General features: G+C 71.6%; 20 protein-coding genes. 8 read left to right on the forward strand and 12 right to left on the reverse strand.

The annotated features are described in order from the left end of the window. The first annotated feature begins 122 nt into the window (after positions 1–122). Positions 123–1,133, forward strand: a complete 1,011-nt coding sequence (locus BCL76_RS06945; protein WP_258309391.1) for a DUF389 domain-containing protein — start codon at positions 123–125, stop codon at positions 1,131–1,133. Positions 1,134–1,280: 147 nt separating this feature from the next. After that, entirely contained in the window at positions 1,281–2,177 is an 897-nt protein-coding gene (locus tag BCL76_RS06950) for a phosphatase PAP2 family protein (RefSeq protein WP_109778627.1), read from the forward strand. A 4-nt stretch (positions 2,178–2,181) separates the two neighbouring features. On the opposite strand, the gene BCL76_RS06955 is transcribed toward BCL76_RS06950, so the two are convergent. From BCL76_RS06955 to BCL76_RS06980, 6 genes are all read right to left on the reverse strand, one after another. Continuing rightward, a complete protein-coding gene (locus tag BCL76_RS06955) occupies positions 2,182–2,613 on the reverse strand; it encodes a GNAT family N-acetyltransferase (protein WP_109778628.1) in 432 nt (143 codons plus the stop codon). 42 nt (positions 2,614–2,655) lie between these two features. Continuing rightward, positions 2,656–4,725, reverse strand: coding sequence for a phosphocholine-specific phospholipase C (locus BCL76_RS06960; protein WP_109778629.1), 2,070 nt, complete (start codon positions 4,723–4,725; stop codon positions 2,656–2,658). A gap of 200 nt (positions 4,726–4,925) precedes the next feature. Beyond that, entirely contained in the window at positions 4,926–5,423 is a 498-nt protein-coding gene (locus BCL76_RS06965) for a GNAT family N-acetyltransferase (protein WP_109778630.1), read from the reverse strand. A gap of 43 nt (positions 5,424–5,466) precedes the next feature. Beyond that, positions 5,467–6,582 (reverse strand): hypothetical protein, encoded by a 1,116-nt coding sequence (locus BCL76_RS06970; RefSeq protein WP_109778631.1) that lies wholly within the window; start codon positions 6,580–6,582, stop codon positions 5,467–5,469. Continuing rightward, on the reverse strand, positions 6,579–6,836 hold the full coding sequence (locus BCL76_RS06975; RefSeq protein WP_109778632.1) for a DUF397 domain-containing protein: 258 nt from the start codon (positions 6,834–6,836) through the stop codon (positions 6,579–6,581). Before BCL76_RS06975 ends, BCL76_RS06970 begins: the two co-directional genes overlap by 4 nt. Then, positions 6,833–7,681, reverse strand: a complete 849-nt coding sequence (locus BCL76_RS06980) for a helix-turn-helix domain-containing protein (protein WP_258309393.1) — start codon at positions 7,679–7,681, stop codon at positions 6,833–6,835. Before BCL76_RS06980 ends, BCL76_RS06975 begins: the two co-directional genes overlap by 4 nt. A 109-nt stretch (positions 7,682–7,790) precedes the next feature. Here BCL76_RS06980 and BCL76_RS06985 point away from each other — a divergent pair, with 109 nt between their 5' ends. The 6 genes from BCL76_RS06985 (at position 7,791) to BCL76_RS07010 (ending at position 12,864) form a co-directional block, all read left to right on the forward strand. Beyond that, positions 7,791–8,255, forward strand: a complete 465-nt coding sequence (locus BCL76_RS06985; RefSeq protein WP_309136807.1) for an ATP-binding protein — start codon at positions 7,791–7,793, stop codon at positions 8,253–8,255. Positions 8,256–8,459: 204 nt separating this feature from the next. Further along, a complete protein-coding gene (locus tag BCL76_RS06990; RefSeq protein ID WP_109778634.1) occupies positions 8,460–9,335 on the forward strand; it encodes a DNA-binding protein in 876 nt (291 codons plus the stop codon). Positions 9,336–9,372: 37 nt separating this feature from the next. Then, entirely contained in the window at positions 9,373–10,752 is a 1,380-nt protein-coding gene (locus BCL76_RS06995; RefSeq protein ID WP_109778635.1) for a hypothetical protein, read from the forward strand. A 250-nt stretch (positions 10,753–11,002) separates the two neighbouring features. Continuing rightward, positions 11,003–11,275, forward strand: a complete 273-nt coding sequence (locus BCL76_RS07000) for a hypothetical protein (RefSeq protein WP_109778636.1) — start codon at positions 11,003–11,005, stop codon at positions 11,273–11,275. 59 nt (positions 11,276–11,334) lie between these two features. Further along, positions 11,335–11,619 carry a hypothetical protein gene (locus BCL76_RS07005; protein WP_109778637.1) on the forward strand — a complete coding sequence of 95 codons (285 nt, stop codon included), beginning with the start codon at positions 11,335–11,337 and terminating at the stop codon, positions 11,617–11,619. Between the two features lie 465 nt (positions 11,620–12,084). Beyond that, entirely contained in the window at positions 12,085–12,864 is a 780-nt protein-coding gene (locus tag BCL76_RS07010; protein WP_109778638.1) for a CAP domain-containing protein, read from the forward strand. Between the two features lie 87 nt (positions 12,865–12,951). Here the strand turns inward: BCL76_RS07010 and BCL76_RS07015 are convergent, their stop codons facing one another. From BCL76_RS07015 to BCL76_RS07040, 6 genes are all read right to left on the reverse strand, one after another. Continuing rightward, positions 12,952–13,350 carry a hypothetical protein gene (locus BCL76_RS07015; protein WP_146228330.1) on the reverse strand — a complete coding sequence of 133 codons (399 nt, stop codon included), beginning with the start codon at positions 13,348–13,350 and terminating at the stop codon, positions 12,952–12,954. A gap of 68 nt (positions 13,351–13,418) precedes the next feature. Beyond that, a complete protein-coding gene (locus BCL76_RS07020) occupies positions 13,419–13,919 on the reverse strand; it encodes a hypothetical protein (protein ID WP_109778640.1) in 501 nt (166 codons plus the stop codon). Positions 13,920–13,948: 29 nt separating this feature from the next. After that, positions 13,949–15,271, reverse strand: a complete 1,323-nt coding sequence (locus BCL76_RS07025) for a hypothetical protein (RefSeq protein WP_109778641.1) — start codon at positions 15,269–15,271, stop codon at positions 13,949–13,951. Positions 15,272–15,280: 9 nt separating this feature from the next. Continuing rightward, the gene (locus BCL76_RS07030; protein ID WP_258309395.1) at positions 15,281–15,718 is read right to left on the reverse strand and encodes a hypothetical protein; all 438 of its coding nucleotides are present in this window, start codon (positions 15,716–15,718) and stop codon (positions 15,281–15,283) included. 204 nt (positions 15,719–15,922) lie between these two features. Further along, positions 15,923–18,910 (reverse strand): bifunctional [glutamine synthetase] adenylyltransferase/[glutamine synthetase]-adenylyl-L-tyrosine phosphorylase, encoded by a 2,988-nt coding sequence (locus BCL76_RS07035; RefSeq protein WP_109778642.1) that lies wholly within the window; start codon positions 18,908–18,910, stop codon positions 15,923–15,925. A gap of 174 nt (positions 18,911–19,084) precedes the next feature. Continuing rightward, the gene (locus BCL76_RS07040; protein ID WP_109778643.1) at positions 19,085–19,777 is read right to left on the reverse strand and encodes a hypothetical protein; all 693 of its coding nucleotides are present in this window, start codon (positions 19,775–19,777) and stop codon (positions 19,085–19,087) included. Positions 19,778–20,121 lie beyond the last annotated feature (344 nt).

A 20,121-nucleotide genomic window follows, 5' to 3' on the forward strand; every position in this document is an offset into this window, starting at 1 on the left:
CTGCGCCGGCATCGGCGGCCGGCCCAGGGCGGTACGTATCGGCACCGGCACCGGTGGTCGGCCCCCGGCAGTGGCACGTGTCCCTGCGGCGGCGGAGCGATGCCGGTCCCGATACTGGGCAGATGCCCATGCCCGGCCGCATTCGCGACAGGATCCTGCCCGACCACAAGCGACGCTCCCTGGAGGACCTCCAGGAGGATCTCGATCTGTCGTCGGGGGACAGCCGGGCGAAGCAGTCGGCCTTCTGGACCATGCTCACGCTGTCCTCGGTGATCGCCGCGTGCGGGATCCTGACGGACTCCACCGCCACCGTCATCGGCGCGATGATCATCGCCCCGCTCTCCACGCCGATCATGGGAATCGCCCTCGGCGCCGTACAGCGCCGCCGTTCCACGGCCCTCGCCTTCGTGGCGCTCGGCGGCCTGCTGGTGCTCCTGATCGGCGCGGCGGCCTCCCTGGTGGTGCCCCCCTCGTACGACCTGCTGTCGGACAGTCAGATCTCCGGCCGGACGTCCCCCGGCCTCCTCGACCTGATCGCCGCCCTGGCCACGGGCTTCGCCGGCGCCGTCGCGCTGTCACGCAAGGACGTCGCCGCGGTCATGCCGGGGGTGGCGATCGCGATCTCCCTCGTACCGCCGCTCGTGGTGACGGGCGTGTGCGCCGGCCAGACCTCGTGGTGGCTCGCGCTGGGCGCGCTGGTGCTCTTCGTGTCCAACCTCCTCGCCATGGTCTTCGCGGGGATGGTGGTCTTCGCCGTACTCGGATACACCCGGGCCGTCGGGCACCCCGAGCGGGCCGGGGCGCCCCGCCGGGCCTACGTCATGCTCGGGCTGCTGTTCACCGCGGTCGTGCTCCCGCTGGGCGCCAACACCGTCACCACGGTCCTGCTGAACGCGTGGACCGCGCGGACCTGGACCGCGGCCGAGAGCTGGCTCTCGAAGACTCCCGGCGCGGCGGTCACCGGCGTCGACGCCCAGTCCCGGACCTTCTACATCCACGTACGCAGCCCCGCCGGCCTCCCGCCGATCGAGGACCTGCTCGACGACCTCGAAGGACAGCTCCCCGACGGCGTCCCCGTGGTGGTCGATGCCACCCGCGGGCAGCAGATCAGCGCGGGAAAAGTGGGTGAATGACCGCCTTGTGGGGCAGCCGTGACCGCGCCGGGGCGCCCTGGCGCCCCGACCGAGGGTCCCGTGTCGTACCCAAGGTGGACCGGAGGCGCAGAAGACCGTCCCGAGGGATGATCGGAGGCGGGAACGCATCTGGCAGACTCTCTCCCCATGGGTGAATCGAGCGTGAAGACACTGGAAACCCGGACGGACGTCTCATCACCCACCGTGGTCGAGACCGAGACCCGTCCGGTGTCCGAGCGCACCCTGCTCTCCCGGTTGCGGGCCCCTCGCCGGCCTCGGATCTGGTTCGAGGTCCTGCTCATCGCGATCAGCTACTGGACGTACTCGCTGATCCGTAACGCGGTGCCCGAGCAGAAGACGGCGGCCCTCGCCAACGCCGACTGGATCTGGAGCGTCGAGCGGACCCTCGGCATCGCCGTCGAGCAGTCGGTCAACCACACGATCAACTCCGTGACGTGGCTGATCGTCGGCATGAACTACTACTACGCCACGCTCCACTTCGTCGTGACGATCGGCGTGCTGGTCTGGATCTACCGTTTCCATCCGGGGCGGTACGCCGCCACGCGCATGGTCCTCTTCGCCACCACCGGCGTCGCCCTGGTCGGCTACTACTGCTATCCGCTCGCGCCGCCCCGGCTGATGAACGGGCAGCACTTCATCGACACCGTGCTGGTCCACCACACCTGGGGCTCCATGGCCTCGGGCAACCTCAAGCAGATGTCGAACCAGTACGCCGCGATGCCGTCCATGCACATAGGGTGGTCGCTCTGGTGCGGCCTGACGATCTTCGCGGTCGCCTCGGCCCCCTGGGCCCGGATCCTGGGCCTGCTCTACCCGACGGCGACGCTCGTCGTCATCGTGGCGACCGCCAACCACTTCTGGCTCGACGCCGTGGGCGGCATGATCTGCCTGGCCTTCGGCTACACGGTCTCGCGGTCCTGGTACGGCTCCTTCGCCCACCGCCTGCCCCGCCACCCCGAGCACGCGGGCCCGCACCCGGCCTCGGAACTGCTGAACCGGGTCCGGGTCCGCTCCCGCGCCTGAGGCCCTACTGCTCCCCGAAGGCCATCCACTTCTCCGGCGTGGCCAGGGGCTCGAAGCCGTATCGGGCGTAGACGCCGTGCGCATCGGCGGTCGCGAGCAGCACCCGGCGCAGGCCGTACGGCTCCAGGTGCGCGCACACCGCGTCCACGAGGGCCCCGCCGAGCCCCTTGCCGCGGGCCCCCGGATCGACGTAGACATCGCAGAGCCAGGCGAAGGTGGCCCGGTCGGTGACGACGCGGGCGTACGCGAGCTGGGCGCCGGAGGCCTGGTCGTAGACGCCGAAGTTCACGGACCCCGCGATGGCGTCCTCCTGCTTCTGCCGGCTGCGCCCGAGCGCCCAGTAGGCGTCTTCGGACAGCCAGCGGTGGACGAGCCCGACGTCGAGTCGGGCGGCGTCGGTGGAGATCTCGTATCCGTCGGGAAGGTCGTCACTCATCCCGGTATCCAACCAGCGCCGCCCGTCCCGTGCCGGCGGATATCAGGAGGACTGGTTGGTCAGGATCGCCGGGTCCGACAAGCCGGCCGCACCGGTTTCGACCTTGCCGGCGAAGCGCCGGCCGAAGTCCGCGAACTCGGACGCGGTGACCGTCACGTCGTACCAGCGCTTCGTGTTCTTCAGGGAGACGGTGTACGTGACGGTGGCACCCTTGGCGACGGTGAGGCGCTTGGGGCCGCCACCGTAGGCGTTGGTGACGGTGAGCGTCGCCGTTGACGCCCCGGCATTGGTGAAGGTGAGGTCCAGGTTGCCCGTGGTGGCGTTGTGGCGGGCGGTGACCTCGGGGCCGGGGGTGGTGCCGGGGTTGCGGAAGCCGCGCAGGAAGCCGTTGGGGCCGTGGACGGTCAGGTCGGTGACGCCGGCCGAGTAGCGGGTGTTCCAGGTGTCCGAGATCGACTTGCCGGCCTCGGTCGTGTACGTCCAAGGGGCGTCGGTCCGGTTGCCCGCGGTGATGTAGAACTGCGCGCCCAGGTCCGGGCCGCCGCTGAAGGTCAGCTTGAACTTGCCCTCGCCGGTGAGCGCCGCGCCGTCCACGTACGGGGCGTACTTCAGCGGACGGGTGCGGCACAGGCCCTTCTCCTGGCGCGGCATGCTCCCCACGGCGGGCGGGGTGGCCCGGAAGTCGGGGTGTCGCTCGCGGTCCTGCGGCTGCCATGCACCGGTGTCGGGCAGCGACACCGTGGCGGTGTCCTGGCGGGCGAAGTCGAAGGCCGAGGTCAGGTCACCGCAGACGGCACGGCGCCAGGGCGAGATGTTGGGCTCCTGCACACCGAAGCGCTTCTCCATGAAGCGGATCACCGAGGTGTGGTCGAAGGTCTCGGAGCAGGAGTAGCCGCCGGTGCTCCACGGCGAGACGACGAGCATCGGGACGCGCGGGCCCAGCCCGTACGGTCCTGCGACGTAGCCCGCCTTGCCGGGGAAGACGTCGAGGGCGGTCGGCGTGGTCGACAAGCCCTGGTTCGCGTCGGCGGGGGCGTACGGCGGGACGACGTGGTCGAAGAAGCCGTCGTTCTCGTCGTACGTGATGAACAGGGCGGTACGGGCCCACACGTCGGGGTTGGACGTCAGCGCGTCCAGCACCTGCGCGATGTACCACGCGCCGTAGTTCGAGGGCCAGTTGGAGTGCTCGCTGAAGGCTTCGGGGGCGGCGATCCAGGAGACCTGGGGCAGGGTGCCGGCGGCGACGTCCGCGCGCAGCCGGTCGAAGTAGCCCTCGCCGGACCTGGCGTCGGTGCCGGTGCGGGCCTTGTCGAAGAGCGGGCTGCCGGGCTGGGCGTTGCGGTACTTGTTGAAGTAGAGGAGCGAGTTGTCGCCGTAGTTGCCGCGGTAGGCGTCATCGATCCAGCCCCAGGATCCGGCGGCGTCGAGACCGTTGCCGATGTCCTGGTAGACCTTCCAGGAGACGCCGGCCTGCTCCAGGCGCTCGGGGTAGGTGGTCCAGTCGTAACCGGCCTCGGCGTTGTTGAGGACCGGTCCGCCGTTCTTGCCGTCGTTGCCGGTGTGGCCCGACCAGAGGTAGTAGCGGTTGGGGTCGGTCGAGCCGATGAAGGAGCAGTGGTAGGCATCGCAGATGGTGAACGTGTCGGCGAGGGCGTAGTGGAACGGAATGTCGTCGCGCGTCAGGTACGCCATGGTGGCCGGCGTCTTGGCGGGCACCCAGTTGTCGTACTTGCCCTTGTTGAAGGCGCTCTGGCCACCGGCCCAGTCGTGGTTGAGGCCCTGGAGGAATTCCATGCCCAGGTCGTCGGACGGCGGGCGGAACGGCAGGGTCTCCTTGCCCGCGTTGTCGGCCTGGTGCCAGACGGACTTGCCGCTGGGCAGGGTGGCGGGGCGCGGGTCGCCGAAGCCGCGGACTCCGCGCAGCGCACCGTAGTAGTGGTCGAAGGAACGGTTCTCCTGCATCAGCACCACGATGTGCTCGACATCGGCGATGGTGCCGGTCGTCCCCTGCGCGGGAATCGCGGCGGCACGCGCGATGCTCTCGTTGAGCAGGCTCAGGGCGGCGGCGCCGCCGGTGAGCTGGAGGAAGCGGCGTCGGTTGAGTTCTGCCATGGCGAGAAACCTCTGCTGTGTCGAGGGTGGTTGAGCGCTCCCAAGAACAGCGTGCCCGGCCTACCGGAGAGGGAGCCCGGTGTGACGGCAGCGGGTACGCCAGGCGAACGGCAGTCGGATTCTGCCGGATTCCGGCGGATCGGTGCAGTCCGGCGGAGTCCGGTGGGGTCCGGTGGAGTCCGGTGGAGTCCGGTGGAATGTCAGCAGCCGCGCTCGTATTCGACCTGGGTGAGGGGCTTCCCGTCGCCGAAGTCGAAGGGGCGTACGCCGCCGCTCTCGGTGAAGCCGCACTTGGTGTAGAAGCGGCGGGAGCGCGGGGTGTCGCGCAGGGTCCACAGGTGGGTGCGGGCGAACCCGTCGTCGCGCAGGTGGTTCAGGGTCTCGGTCATGAGCGCGGCCGCGATGCCGCTGCCCCAGGCGTCGGGGTGGGTGTAGAAGGAGAGGATCTCGGCCAGCCCCGGCCGGGTCGCGGAGGCCCGGAAAGCGGTCAGCGCGAGCGGGCGGCCGTCGTGTTCGGCGAGCAGGATCGGGGTGTCGTCCTGCCCGACCCTGTCGTGCCATCGCGTTCGCCTGCTCCGGACACCGTCCGCGGCGAACTCGGGATCGAAGAAGGGGGCGTACGCGGCCTCCCAGGCCGCGGCGTGGATCTCGCCGAGAGCGTCCCCGTCGTGCGGGCCTGCGCGATGGATGGTGAACATCCCGTCACCGTATCCCCGCCGCGTTGCCGGGTACTTCCGAATGTCAGACCGGGCGCTTGAACCGAGCGATCCGTTCCAGGGCCTCGGTGAGGGTGCGGACGTAGGCCGTGTCCGCCAGGATCCGTACCCGCTCGTACGGGTAGGTCAGGCGTTCCTCCTGGGCCAGGATCCCGACCAGCAGGGGCACGGCGGTGGCGGCCGGGGCGCCGATCTCCCCGAGCCGGCGGACGGCTTCCCGCACCGGGAGGGCCGGATGTCCCGTCCAGGCCGGGTCCACCTCGGCCGGCAGGACCGGTACGGCGGGCTCCGGGTCTCCGGTGATCCGCCGGTACGCGTGCGCGGCGGCGACCCGGGTCCACGCGCCGGGCGACTCCATCAGGCCGCGCACGGCGTCCGCGTGGGCGGCGGCCGCCGGGCCGAGATCGGCGAGGAAGGGCAGGCCGTGGCTCGCCGTCCCCGACCGCACGGCCGCTCCGCACACATCGAGCGCGAGGGTCGGATCGCCGGTGACCCGCCAGTGCGCCCAGGCGGCGCGGCGGGGGTGCGGACGGCCGGCGCGCGGGTCGCGGCCGGTCGCGAACGCGGCCAGCCGGTCGGCCGTTCCGGCCGCGGCGGGCCCGATGCCGCCGAGGACGCGCATCGCGTCGTAGGCGTACGGGGTGTCCAGGCGGCGGGCCACCTCGTCCACGGCGGGTGCGGCGGCCGCACCGCAGAGCGCGAGGAGGTCGAGGGTGGTGGTGTTGCGGTGGTAGTCGTCCGCAGCGCGCCGCAGCTTGGTCAGCATGACCTCGGCCAACTCGGCCGAGGGCAACGCGGCCATGATGCGGGACTTCGCGCGGTCGTACGGGAGTCCGCCGTGCTCCGCCAGGCGATGCAGGGCGGGCAGAGCCCGCAGGTCACCCGTCCCGGCGAGGGCGAGCGCGAGCGTCTCGACCTCGTGGTCGGAGGCACGGGCGAAGCGGCCGAGCCGGCTCCTGAGCGAGGCGGCGAGCGGGTCGGCATACGCGGAAACGGCAGGACCGGCCTGTATCACCGCGTGATCGGCGTCCCAGGTGGAGTGCATGTCGTCGCAGACGGCTTTGACGACGACCTCCCAGCACCATGGCTCGGGCCACCGGTGGCGGAGCACGGCCTGGACGGCGTCGTCGAGCCGTCTCACGCGGCGGCGAAGTCCACGAATCCGGTCCAGGCGCGCGGGGTGAGCGCGAGCCGGGCGTCGTCGGGACGCTTGGAGTCCCGGACGAGGACGGTGCCGGGGGTGTGGGCGACCTCGACGCAGTCGGGTCCGTCGTTCGTGCTGTAGCTGCTCTTGGTCCAGGCGACCTCGATGCAGTCTGGCCCGTCGGCGGTGCTGTAACTGCTCTTGACCCACGTCAGTGCAGAGAGGGCCTCGGCCGACGGCTTGATGCTCATGTCTCCCCCAGTACCTTCTCGATGAACGTGAGCGATGCGCGAGGCGTAAGGGCCTGCGCTCGGATCATGCCATAGCGCATGTCCAAGATCTGGACCTCTTTGGGCTCGGTGATCAAGCGGTGCGCCAACTGGCCTTCGTTGTGTCCGACAGTCGTTCCGTCGTTGAGGCGCATGACTTTGAACGATGCGGCGAGACCTGAGTGTTCCTCAACCCCGATGGGCATGACCTGGATCTCAACATTGCGCAACCGGCCGATCTCCAGCAGGTGCTCCAGTTGGCGGCGCAGCACCATCTTGCCCCCGATGGGCCGTCGGAGGACAGCCTCCTCCTGCACGACGGTCAACAGCGGGGCCGGATGCTGTCGGAGGATTTTCTGGCGTGCCAGCCTCGCCGTGGCCAAGCGCTCGATCTCGTCCTCCGAGAATCCGGGGCGCCTGAGACCGAAGAGGGCGCGAGCGTACTCCTCGGTCTGCAGCAGGCCCGGCACCACGACGTTGTCGTACGACCCGATCTCAACCGCCTCGGATTCCAGCTTGGCCAGATCCCGGACCTTCTTCGGGTACCGCGCCCTTTCGATGTCCGCCTTCATCACGGCAATTTTCCCACCCGCCCCAAGAACCTCGTCCGCCTTGTCCAAGAACTCCGGACGCGGAATGCGGGCGCCGCGCTCGATCTTGTAGATCAGGTTCGCTCCGTAACCCATCCGTTCACCGAACTTCGCCCGGTCGAGTCCGGCGGCCTCCCGCCACATTTTCAGCTGGCGTCCCACCGTCGCGATGACCGCCCCGGATTCGTCCTCAGGGTCGAGTTCCCAGCTCGACTCGTCCGTGCCGTCCGTGCTCACTTCCACCTCCGCTGGACCGGGAGGACACGGCGGGACGACTTTGGACAGCCGTCGTACACAGCGCCCTCAACTCTGTTCAGGTTACGCACGGATGGCCACGCTGAGTCACGTGAATCAGGAAATCTGCCTCGTCGCCACGCTCCCTTCCACCCCGCGCGGCGCACGCGCCGCCCGCGCGCTCACGGTGGCCCAACTTGCGGAACAGAAGCTTCCGTTCGATGACGCGGCGCAGGTCGTCGCCGAGCTCGCCGCGAATGCCGTGACGCACGGGAAGGTGTGCGGGCGTGACTTCCGGCTGGCGTTGCGCATCACGCCCGGGCCTACGCTCCGTATCGAAGTGTCGGACACCCGACGGGAGTTCGGACCGCCGGCGGCGGCCGACGTACCGGCACCCGGGGCGGAGTCGGGGCGGGGGCTGGTTCTGGTGTCCGCACTCGCCACGCGCTGGGGGACGGACCACGGGCCCGTGCCACTGAAAACCGTATGGGCGGAAATGGATTTGGCGAGTCCGATTTCACCGGATCGAGGTTTCCACGACCCGGTGGGGCGATGTCCGGTCGCACGCGACGCCTAATGACAGATAACCGGGGGGAATAACCTCTCCATACCTCCCCCTCCCCTCTCACCCGGTCGGGTGAATCACCCCAACCCAGCTGGCGCATATGACAATTCGCCGGGCACTCTGATGCTCGACAACCCCATAAAACGCGTACGGCCCTCGTACGGGACTGGCATCCCGGGCGAGGGCCTGACCACAGCGGAAGCAGACTCTTCCCCCATGGCTGACCAGCAGTTTAGCGCGCCCTCGCGCGCCTTGTCGGGCATCCGACACATCAACCACGACCACCGCCGCGGCTACGTCAAGATCGGCAACCACCTCGCCCAGCACCGCGAGCTGAGCATGACGGCGATCGGTCTGGCCACGCACATCCAGTCCCTCCCGACGGGCAGCAAGGTCACCATCAAGGCCCTGGCCGAGCGTTTCCCGGAAGGCGAGGTCCGGATCGCCACCGCGCTGCGCGAGCTGGAGACGCACGGCTACCTGGCGCGCCTCAAGGAGCGACTTCCGTCCGGGCATGTCGTGACCTGCACGGTCTCGTACAACAACCCGCCGGCGAGGTCGACGGAGACGCACCGCGAGCGGCGCGGGCCCGCCTCGACCCCCCAGCCCGACCTGGACGCCGACCCGGAGCCCGCCCCCGATCCAGCACCCGAGCCTGCCCTCGATCCAGCACCTGAAGAGGCCCCGGAGGACGTCCCGGAGGCAGAGCTGCCGGAAGCCGAGCTCCAGGCACGGCAGTTGCTGGCCCGGCTGCGGCTGCGCGATCCCCGGTTGGTGCTGTCCGAGCGCGACACGGTGCGGCTGGCGCCCGCCGCGGCCCGCTGGTTGGACCGCGGTCTGCCTCAGGCCGCCGTCATCGCCGCCCTGACGCGTGCGCTGCCGTCGGCCACGATCCACTCCCCGGCGGCCCTGCTCGCCCACCGCCTGCGGGAACAGCTCCCGCCCCGGATCCCGGACGCCTGGGAGGCGTACCCCGTGGGGCCCGACCGGGAGGTCCATCCCCTCCGCTCGTGCGAGGACTGCGACCGCGCCTTCCGCTCCCCCGTCCCGGGGCGGTGCACCTCCTGCGCGGCAGCGGCGCCGGCGGCCTGAAGCCCTTCCCTTCACACCTCCGAGGGACAATGTTCGGATGACCGACCTGGGTGGGGACCTGATTCCGCGTGACCGAGTGACCGACAAAATCGCCGAGGCCTGGATCGGCGGGCTGAAATGGAACTCCGCGCTGACGATGCCGGTGTTCGAGCGGCTGCTGGCCGCCGACGACCAGGACGATCTCAACTACTGGCTCAGCTGGCGCCCGCTGGACCGGGAGATGACGGCCGCCGTGGTCGCCTCCCCCCTGATCAAGCACCGGCTCGCGTTGATCGAGCACGGCAGGCTCGACGTGGACGCGTTCGCCGGGCTCGCCCGGGACCCGTCGCCTCGGATCAGATTCCAGTACGCCGTCATGGCCGGTGAGTACGGTCGGCGCGTGCCCGACGGGGTGCCAGAGATCCTCGCCGGTGACAGCGAGGCGCGCGTGCGGGCGATGAGCACGCTCTGGGGCCTCCCCCTGCACGTGCGCGCACGCCTCGCCGAGGACGAGGACGCCGGGGTGCGCGGCAGAGCGCTCACCCCGGAACTCTGGGCACACCTCTCGGCCGCCGTGCGGGAGTCCCTGCTCGCCGATCCCGAGCCCCGGGTACGGGAAGCAGTCGCCGCGATCCTGTCCGACGGGGCGGAGAAGCTCCCCGAGCCGGAACCGCCGCTCGCCCCCGAGGAGCGGGTGGGCAGCGCCGACCGCTTCGTACGCCGGGACGCGGCCCTGGATCCGGACGTCCCGACCGCGCTGGCGCTGCGGCTCGCCGAGGACCCCGACGACGTGGTCGTCCTCGCGCTGTCGATGCGCGAGGACCTCACCGAGGAGCAGCGAGCGGCCATCGCCTACGTGGTGCCGCACGGCTACCACATGCTGCCCCCCTGGATCGAGGAGCGCGGCCACGAGCCGGCCGTCGCGCGCAGGGCCGCCGCCTCCGGGCACGTCCTGCTGCGTCGGAGCATCGCCATGCAGCGGGACCTCCCCGCCGATGTGGTGGACCTGCTGGCCCGGGACGAGGACTTCTTCGTCAAGCTCACGCTCTGCCAGTGCTGCGACCAGGCCCCGCACGAGCTCGTCGTGGAGATGTACGCCTACTGGCACGGCCTGACGTGGAGCTCCCTGCGCCACCACCCGAACTTCGCGAAGCCCGGTCTCGCCCGCTACGCCGATCACCCCAACGAGCGGCTGCGCGGAGCGGCCCTCGCCGATCCCGACGCGGGCCCGGAGCTCGTGATGAAGCTGATCGACGACCCGCACGTCGGCGGCTCGGCGGTGAAGGACCCGCGGCTGCCCACCGAGGAGCTCGTACGCAGGCTCACCGTCCCCGGCTCCGCCTGGTACGCGGCGGCGAACCCGGCCCTGTCGCCCGAGACGATGCACCGGCTGCTCGACCTGGCGGGCGTGGCCCGCACCGGGGCGAAGGCGGACTGAACTCCCCGGTCGTGGGGAGGTGCCGCCGGTCGTACGGTGGAAGCAGGCGCGTGCCCCTCACAGGAGCCTGACCCTGTGGGCAGTGCACGTTCCCTCCGCAGGCCGCGCGGCACCCCGTGGCCGCCCCAGGGCGGTCGCCCCGAGAGTCGGGTGCCGCGGGCCGCTCCCCCGGCCCAGGCTCGCGGCGGCCGCCCAGGCAGGCGCACGCCGACCGCCGATCCGGCACGAATTCGGAGAGCAGGTACGCCCCATGCACATCTCGACCCGTATCGCCGGAGTCCTCACCGGCCTGGCGCTCGCCCTCGGCGGCGCCGCCTTCGCGGCTCCCGCCGCCCACGCGGACGTGACGGCCTGCATCAACCAGGTCGAGCGTGAACTGCAGGGCGGCGAGGCCCCGGACTCCGTCCGCCAGGCCTGCTACGTCGGCCTGACCGGCAACCACGAGCAGTGCGTGTCCGGCCTGACCGGTTCAGGTGTCACCAACGGGACCGCGGTGAGCGCCTGCCGGGTGGCCCCCAACTAGGCCCCCTGACCAGGCCCTCCCCCTTTCCCGCGCGTCGCTTCCGAGAGCAGGTGTGTGTCATGTACCCCACGCGCGCGTCGACCCGTATCGCCGGTGTCCTCACCGGCCTGTTCCTCGCGCTCGCGGGCGCGGCCCTGACCGCCCCTGCCGCGCACGCGGACATCCCCGCCTGCACGAACATGGCCGCGCAGACGGGCGTCGAGGCCACCGACGCCGTCGCGGCGTCCTGCCGGCAGGGCGTGAGCGGTGATCTCCAGGGTTGTGTGAGCGGCCTGACCGCGGCCGGGGTGCCGGGTGGCGCCGCGAACGGCGCCTGCCGGTCGGCGGCCCTGGAACCACGGTAGATCGATCGCGTCGCGCGATCGCAGCGCCCGTTTCCCTCCGTACCTGCTCACGGCAGGCGCCGAGGGAAACGGGCGCACTCGCGCGGGAAACAGTGACATGCGTCACGGTGCGCCTGTCGGGGCCGGGCTTTCTTGACGGAGCGTTAACCCGCCGACATTTCGATATTTGTCCCTTTTGGAATCGACATTCCCCTCTCCGCCGGAAACGGAATATGCCGCACCGGGAGGCCCGCCCTCGACCGGCCAGGTCACAGCCGTTTCTGATCACTCATCAGACGGTTGCGGGAGTGACCAAATCGTGATGATGCACGATCACTGCCCTGTTTCAAGCCGCGTGCCGACCGCCGCGAGCTCGTGATCAGCGGAAACTTGCCAGGCCATTCAGACGCTTCTAAGAATGGCGGCCTCTTCGGTGCCCTGCGATTCCGGCGCCGAAAGCTTCGCGATCACTGAATGAGGTCAGGCATGCAGAAGCATCGGAAGAAGACGTCCTACAAGAAAATAGTCATCGGTGTCGGCGCGCTCGCCATCGTGGGTGTTCCCACCGCCGCCATGGCCTGCTTCGACGGTCAGGACGACGGCAACGGGCGGACGCGGACCGCGAGCCACCAGCAGCAGCGGCCCTGGCAGTGGCAGCAGACGCCGTCGGCCACGCCGACCACCCTGGCACCCGTGGACGCGCCGCTCCCGAGCGAGACGCCGAGCAGCAGCCCCTCCGAGGCCTCCCCCAGCAGCCCCGCGGCGCCCACGCAGCCGCCGGTCGTGGAGACCACCCCGCCCGCGCAGCCCAAGCCGCCCGTGAAGCCGCCGGTCGCGACGAAGAAGCCGCAGGCACCCCAGCCGTCGACGACCGCCGCCCCGCCGGCCAGTGGATCCGTCGCGCAGGTCCTCGCGCTCGTCAACCAGGAGCGCGCCGCCGCCGGGTGCTCGGCCGTCTCCCTGAACGCGAAGCTCACGAAGGCCGCGCAGGACCACAGCGCCGACATGGCCTCCCACAGCAACATGTCCCACACCGGCTCCGACGGCTCGGACCCGGGCGCGCGGATCACCCGCGTCGGGTACACCTGGAGCACGTACGGCGAGAACGTCGCCTACGGCTACAGCACGCCCGAGAAGGTCATGGAGGGCTGGATGAACAGCCAGGGCCACCGGGAGAACATCCTGAACTGCTCCTTCAAGGAGATCGGTATCGGCCTGGCGCAGCCCGGCAACTACTGGACGCAGGACTTCGGCACGGCGCGCTGACGCCGACGCCACCTCGACGCGAACGGACCGCGGCCCCGAGGGGTCCGAGGTCCGTCGCGTTCGTCGCGTTCGTCGCGTCCGCTGCCGTCACAGCCTGAACAGCACGCCGCGCCAGGTCCAGCCGGCCCTCAGGACGGTGTTCTGCAGGGGGTTCTTCACCAGCCCCGTCTCGAAGCGGAACGTCTCCACCTTGCGGCGGCGGCCGTCAGCGTCCTTCCGGACCTCCCACTGCTTGTAGACCGCCTTCCCCGGGCCCCGGCCGTACTGCTCGCCGGAGTGCTCCAGGGAGGGTTCCCACCGCTCTTCGAGCACCCGCACCTCGTGCTTGGCGGGGACCAGCCGCATGCTGATCTTCAGGGTCAACCGCATCTCGCTGACGCGGCACTCCGCCACCAGGTCGGCCCGCTCCCCCGCCGCCCCCTCCCGCACGACGAACACCTGACCCGGCCCCCCGAGCCCGAGCAACGCCCCCCGCAACTCCTCCACGGCCCCCGGCGTGCCCCGCCGCGGAGGGTACTTCGTGCCCGTACGCCGGTCCCAGAAACCCCCCACCGTCAGCTCTCCGCCCCGGTGTCCGTCGGGCGCACCGTGCGCACGAAGTCCTGGAAGTCGGCGAGGACTTCGTCGTGCTGGGTCTCCGTGGCGGTCAGGGCCAGGCGGATCATCGCCCGCTTGTGCGGGTCCTCGGTGTCCACGAGGGACAGGTACACCTGGGACTGGGCGAGCTCGCGGCGGACGCCGTCCGCCACGACCGCGAAACTCAGCCGCTGGGTCAAGGCGGGCGCGTCCTCGGAGCCGACCTCCCGGCGGTGGACCAGCTCCACCGACTCGGCGAAGGCGCGTAGTTGCTCCACCGACGCGTCGGCGATCTCGGCCAGGGTCACCCCGTCCTTCGGGAACCCGCCGTCGATGGTGATGTTGGCGGTGAACCCGGCGTCCGGGCGCGGATGGACGGCGGCGAAGGCCACCTCCGGCTGCGCGAACTCCTCCGGGCGGGCCGGGAGCCAGCCCTGCGGCAGCCGGAACTCGATCGGCACCGGCAGTGTCGTGGGCATCCGGTGCCCTCCTTCCATGGAAACGGACATCAGTCGAGCAACCAGTCCTTGAAGTCGCCCGCGGCGTCGCCGACCGCGTGCGCCGTATCACCGACCGCGTCGGCCACGTCGCCGGCGGTCTTCGCCACCTTGTCCGGGTCGACGGTGATCTCCAGGCCTATGGAGCCGCCGAGGAGGGGAGAGGCTCCCGCCTTGCCGCCGAGCTTCCACACCCCGGTCTCCTCGTCCTTCTTGTAGCCCCACCAGGCCTCGGCCCCGGGACCGGCCCACCCTTCGGCGGTCAGGCCGACGCCGATGCCGCCGGACTCCACACCGCCGGTCAGGCTGCCCTTGGCCCCGGCGAACGCCTTCGCGCCGACCGTCACTTCTTCCCTGGTGGCCTTGGCGCTCAATCCGGCCTCGGCACCGGCGAATCCCTCCGCCCGCCCGTAGACGCTCTGGTATTCGCCCCCGGCCCGGCCCTCGGCCAGGGCCCGCACCCCCGCCGAACCCTCGGCCTTCGCGACGAAGCCCTTGTCGCTGATGCCCCAGTTCGCGGTGGCCCGGCCGCCCCCGTAGATGTCCGCGATCCCGGACAGCTTCATCCCTGCCAGGTGGCCCTCGCCCTTCGCGGTCTCGTGGAAGAGGTCGGCGTACGCCTTGACCGAGGCCTCCTTGCCGTACTGGCCGGGGCCGGTGCTGCTCACACCGAGGCTGTCGGTCTTCGTCGCGGCCTCGGGGTCGTCGGGCTTCTCGAACTTCTTGAGGTCGCCCTCCGCGTAGTTGTTGAACCCGGTGAGGGTTTCGTCCGCGCCGCTGCCCTGGCCGAGGGCGTCCTTGTTGCTGTCGACCACGGCCGTGGTGAGGGCGTCGTGGACGTGCTGGTCGGCGTCGGAGGCGGCCTTGACCCGGTCGTCGATGTGTTTCTGCCACTTGCCGACCGCGGTACGGACGGCCTCCTGGCCGTCGGGGTCGTGGTGGTAGGCACTGCGCTCGGACGCCGTCAGCTTCGAGTAGTCGAAGGCGACACGCCCCTGCTCCGAGACGGTCATACCGGCGGCGATCGCGTCGTCGCGGGCGCTCTCCAGCTTCTTCCTGAGGTCGGTGAGCAGCTCGTGGGCTCCCCGTAACAGGCTCGCGATCGCCTTGGCCTGGCTCTGCGCGGCGGAGTACTCGTAGCGGGTCGCCGTGAACTTCACCCGCGCGGCCTGGACGCTGAGACCGGACCAGTCGTCGCCCATGGTGATCTTCTGGACGGTGTCGCCGTAGCGGGTCTCCACCTTCTGCAGCTCGCCCGCCATCGCCTCCCACTTGGCGGCGGCCGTCGTGAGCAGGCCCAGGTTCGTGGTCAGGACTTCGTAGTAGGTCAGCACCGAAGCCCCTTACATCCGGTTCAGTTGCGAAAGCGACGCCAACTGGTTGCCCAGGCCGGTGTCGTTGCTCGTGAAGGCGCCCGAGGCGCGGCGCAGGGCCGTCTTCTCCCCGGCGAGGCGGCCCATCAGGGTCGTGATCTGCTGGTCCCACGTGTCCGCCACCTTCTTCAGGGCGGCGGCGGTCTGCCAGCCCTCGAAGCCCTTCCGGGCGGCCTCGGTGGCCTCGTCCGCGTCCCCGGCGTGCTTCTTGGTCTCGGGCTCCAGATAGGTCTGTATCGTGCTCGCCGCCGCGTTCTTCTCGGCGGGCGACGAGGCGAAGTCCGGGGCCCCGCCCCGAGCGAACGGCCCGGCCGGCGCCGGGGTGACCCCCGGGGCGTACGGCACCACCGACGGTGCGGTGGTGCCCGGGGCGTACGGGCCCGACGGCGGCCCGCTGTTCAAGCGCATGTCGACCTGCTGATCCGCTGTCGGACCTGACGCGTCTGTCATTTCCGTGCCTCCCCCATGATCGGAGGCCGATCCTATGCAAATAGCGAAGGCAATTGCTAGGCAGGGCAGGGCGGTTGGGCGGCTCGGCTCGACACGTGCCTCCCGGGCCCCCGCCCGCGACTCCCGGGGCCCGCCCGCGACTCCCGGGGCCCCCGCCCGCGACTACGCCCCGTAGAACAGTTCGTCCACCACCGCCCGGGCACGGCGGGTGATGCGGCGGTAGTCGTCCAGCATCTCGCCGGCCGTGCCTTCGGCGTAGCCGAGGTAGCGGGCCACCGCGCCCAGTTCTCGGGCCTCGGCCGGGAAGGTGTCCCCGGCCCGTCCGCGCACCAGCATCACGGCGTTGCGGACCCGGGTCGCCAGTACCCAGGCCTCGTCCAGGATCTGCGCCTCCTCGGTCGGGATCAGCCCGGCCGCGTGGGCGGCCGCCAGGGCCTCGCGGGTGCGGGTGGTGCGCAGGCCCGGTTCGGCCCAGGCGTGCCGCATCTGGATCAGCTGGACGGTCCACTCGACGTCGCTGAGGCCGCCGCGACCGAGCTTGGTGTGCAGGGTCGGGTCGGCGCCACGGGGCAGCCGTTCCGACTCCATACGGGCCTTGAGCCGGCGGATCTCTCGTACGGCGTCCTCGCCGAGCCCCTCCATCGGGTAGCGCAGCGGATCGATCAGCTCGATGAACCGGGCGCCGATGTCGGCGTCGCCCGCGACCGGTTCGGCGCGCAGCAGGGCCTGGCTCTCCCAGGTCAGGGACCAGCGCCGGTAGTAGGCGGCGTAGGAGGCGAGCGTGCGCACCAGCGGGCCGGAGCGGCCTTCGGGGCGCAGGTCGGCGTCGATGAGCAGCGGCGGGTCGGTGGTGGGCAGCTGGAGCAGCCTGCGCATCTCGGCGATGACGGTCTGGGCGGCCTTCGCGGCCTCCTGCTCGTCGACGCCCTCGCGGGGCTCGTGGACGAACAGGACGTCGGCGTCGGAGCCGTAGCCGAGTTCGTGGCCGCCGAAGCGGCCGACGCCGATGACGGCGAAGCGGGTGGGCAGGGTGTCGCCGTAGTGGCTGTGGACGGCGGCGCGCAGGGCCCCGGCGACGGTGGCGGCGGTGAGGTCGGAGACGGCCCCGCCGACCCGGTCGACGAGGGCTCCGTGGTCCTCCTCGGCCGGGTTGTCCTCCGTACCGTAGGAGCCGATGATGTCGGCCGCGGTGGTGCGGAAGAGCTCGCGGCGGCGCACACCGCGGGCGGCGGCGACGGCGGCCTCGGGGGTCTCGGCGCGGCCGACGGCGGCCAGGACCTCCTGCTCCAGGGCCTCGTGGCTACGGGGTTGCAGGCCTTCGGGGTCGCCGAGCAGGGCCACGGCCTCGGGGGCGCGCATCAGCAGGTCGGGGGCGAGGCGCCCGGCGGACAGGACGCGGGCGAGGTTCTCGGCGGCGGCGCCCTCGTCGCGCAGCAGGCGCAGGTACCAGGGGGTCTTGCCGAGGGCGTCGGAGACCTTGCGGAAGTTCAGCAGGCCGGCGTCCGGGTCGGCGGAGTCGGCGAACCAGCCGAGCATGACCGGCAGCAGGGTGCGCTGGATGGCGGCCTTGCGGGTGACGCCGGAGGCGAGGGCCTCCAGGTGGCGCAGGGCCGAGGCCGGGTCGGCGTAGCCGAGGGCTTCGAGGCGCTGGCCGGCGGCGCGCGGGGAGAGCCGGGTCTCGCCCGGGGTGAGCTGGGCGACGGCGTCGAGCAGCGGCCGGTAGAAGAGCTTCTCGTGCAGGCGGCGGACGACGGAGGCGTGCCGGCGCCAGGCCTTGTTGAGCTCGGCGACCGGTTCGGTGCGCAGGCCCATGGAGCGGCCCAGGCGTCGCAGGTCGTTCTCGTCCTCGGGGACGAGGTGCGTGCGGCGCAGCCGGTAGAGCTGGATGCGGTGCTCCATGGCGCGCAGGAAGCGGTACGCGTCGTGCAGTTGGGCGGCGTCGGCGCGGCCGACGTAGCCGCCGGCGGCGAGGGCGTGCAGGGCGTCGAGGGTGGTGCCGGAGTGCAGGGTGGCGTCGCTGCGGCCGTGCACGAGCTGGAGCAGCTGGACGGCGAACTCGACGTCGCGCAGGCCGCCGGGGCCGAGCTTCAACTCGCGGTCCACCTGGGCGGCGGGGATGTTGTCGACGACGCGGCGGCGCATCTTCTGCACGTCGGGGACGAAGTTCTCGCGTTCGGCGGCCTGCCAGACCAGCGGGCTTATGGCGGCGATGTACTCGGCGCCCAAGGCCTCGTCACCGGCCACGGCGCGGGCCTTGAGGAGCGCCTGGAACTCCCAGGTCTTGGCCCACCGCTGGTAGTAGGCCAGGTGGGAGGCGAGGGTGCGGACGAGGGGGCCGTTGCGGCCCTCGGGCCGGAGGTTGGCGTCGACGGGCCAGATGGTGCCCTCGACGGTGGTCTCCGAGCAGATCCGCATGAGGTGGGAGGCGAGGCGGGTGGCGGCCTGGAGGGCCTTGGCCTCGTCGGCTCCGGGGGCCGCGTCGCCTACGAAGATGACGTCGACGTCGGAGACGTAGTTCAGCTCGTTGCCACCGCACTTGCCCATCGCGATGACGGCGAGGCGGCACAGCGCGGCGTCCTCGGGAGCGGCGGCGGAGGCGATCCGCAGGGCGGCGCGCAGGGTGGCGGTGGCCAGGTCGGCGAGCTCGGCGGCGGTCTGCGCGACGTCGATGGTGCCGCAGACGTCGCGGGCGGCGATGGAGATCAGGCAGCGGCGGTAGGCGACGCGCAGACCGACGGGGTCGTGCGCGTCGGCGAGGCCGCGCTCGAACTCGGGGAGTCCGGGGTGCAGGTCGGCGGCCTCGTAGGTGATGAGGCCGAGCCAGTCACGGGGGTGGCGGGCGAGGTGGTCGCCGAGGGCCTCGGAGGCGCCCAGCACGCCGAGCAGCCGATCGCGCAGCGGCTTGGCGCTGACGAGGGTGTCGAGGAGCCCGGGGAGCTCGCCGTCCGGCTGGGCCTCGGCGAGCCGGACCAGCCCGAGGAGGGCGAGGTCGGGGTCGGCGGTCGCGCCGAGGGCGTCGAGCAGCACGGGATCGGTGCGTACGGCCGCGAGCGCGTCGGCGTCGAGCAGCCGGGCGGCGGCGGAGGGGTCGGTGAAACCGCTGCGGAGCAGCCGGATGAAGGTGCTGCTCCTGCGTCCCGGGACCGTCATCCCGCCGCCTCCCGCGGTTGTCGCTGCCACTGCCTGCCAGTCTCTCCTGAGCCTAGGCCCTGGGACCTGTCGGCGGAGTGCCGCCCTGGCCGCGGTGGAGATTTAGGCGTGTCAGGAGCAAATGTTCGACCCGAGGTGCATACGATGCCAAGATTCGTCTGATCATCGGATTACTTAGCGCGGCATGGGGGTATACCTGGCCGCCGTTCTGCCGGGAGGAGCCACGTGTCCGACTCCTGGCAGGGCCCCGGGGCCTGGGGCCCACAGGGCGTGCCGACCGGATCCGGGTGGCCATACCCGGCGGGGCAGGACCGGCAGCCGTACCAGGCGGGGCAGGGTGGGCAGCCGTACCCGACGGGGCAGGGTGGGCAGCCGTACCCGGCGCGGCAGGACGGGCAGCCGTACCCGGCGGAGCACGGCCAGCAGCCGTACCCGAGGGAACAGGCGCCGCCGCAGTCGTACCAGGCGGGGCAGGGCGGGCAGCCGTACCCGGCGGGGCAGGACGGGCAGCCGTACCCGGCGGAACAGGCACCGCCGCAGCCGTACCCGACGGGACCAGGCGGGCAGCCGCATCCGGCGCAGCAGGGCCAGCAGCCGTACGCGGCGCAGCAAGACCGGCAGCCGTACCCGACGGAACAGACGCCGCAGCAGCCGTACCCGACGGGGCAGGGCCGGCAGCCGTACCCGGCGCAACCGCCTTACCAGGGCTACCCGCAGGAGCAGCACGGCTACGCCCCCCCGCCCCAGCAGGGGGCGTACGCACACCCGCCCCAGCGGGCCCACCAGGCCGAGCCGCAGGCAGAGTTGGCCGAGGGCCGGCAGGCCGAGAGCGTTGCGGCGGCCGATGCCGTTGCCCGGGCGGAGCATGCCGAAGCACACGAATCGCCCGAGGCGCCGGAAGCCGAAACCGCCGAAGCCGGCACGTCCGGCGGCCGCCGTCAGGCGCGCCGCCGAGCCCGCGGCAAGACCGACACCCGGGGCACGGCCGGGAACGGCGCCCGAGGCACGGCCGGCGACAGCTCCCGGGACGCGGCCGGAGACAGCTCCCGAGGCACCGCCGGGGTCGGCTCCCGGGACGCCGCCGTGGAGGCGGCCGAGGGCGCTGCCCGAGACACGGCCGGAGACGGATCCCGAGGCACGGCCGGGGACAGCTCCCGGGACACGGCCGGGAACGGCACCCGAGGCACGGCCGGAGACAGCTCCCGGGGCAC

The sequence above is a fragment of the Streptomyces sp. CG 926 genome (assembly GCF_003148825.1).
Lineage (GTDB): Bacteria > Actinomycetota > Actinomycetes > Streptomycetales > Streptomycetaceae > Streptomyces.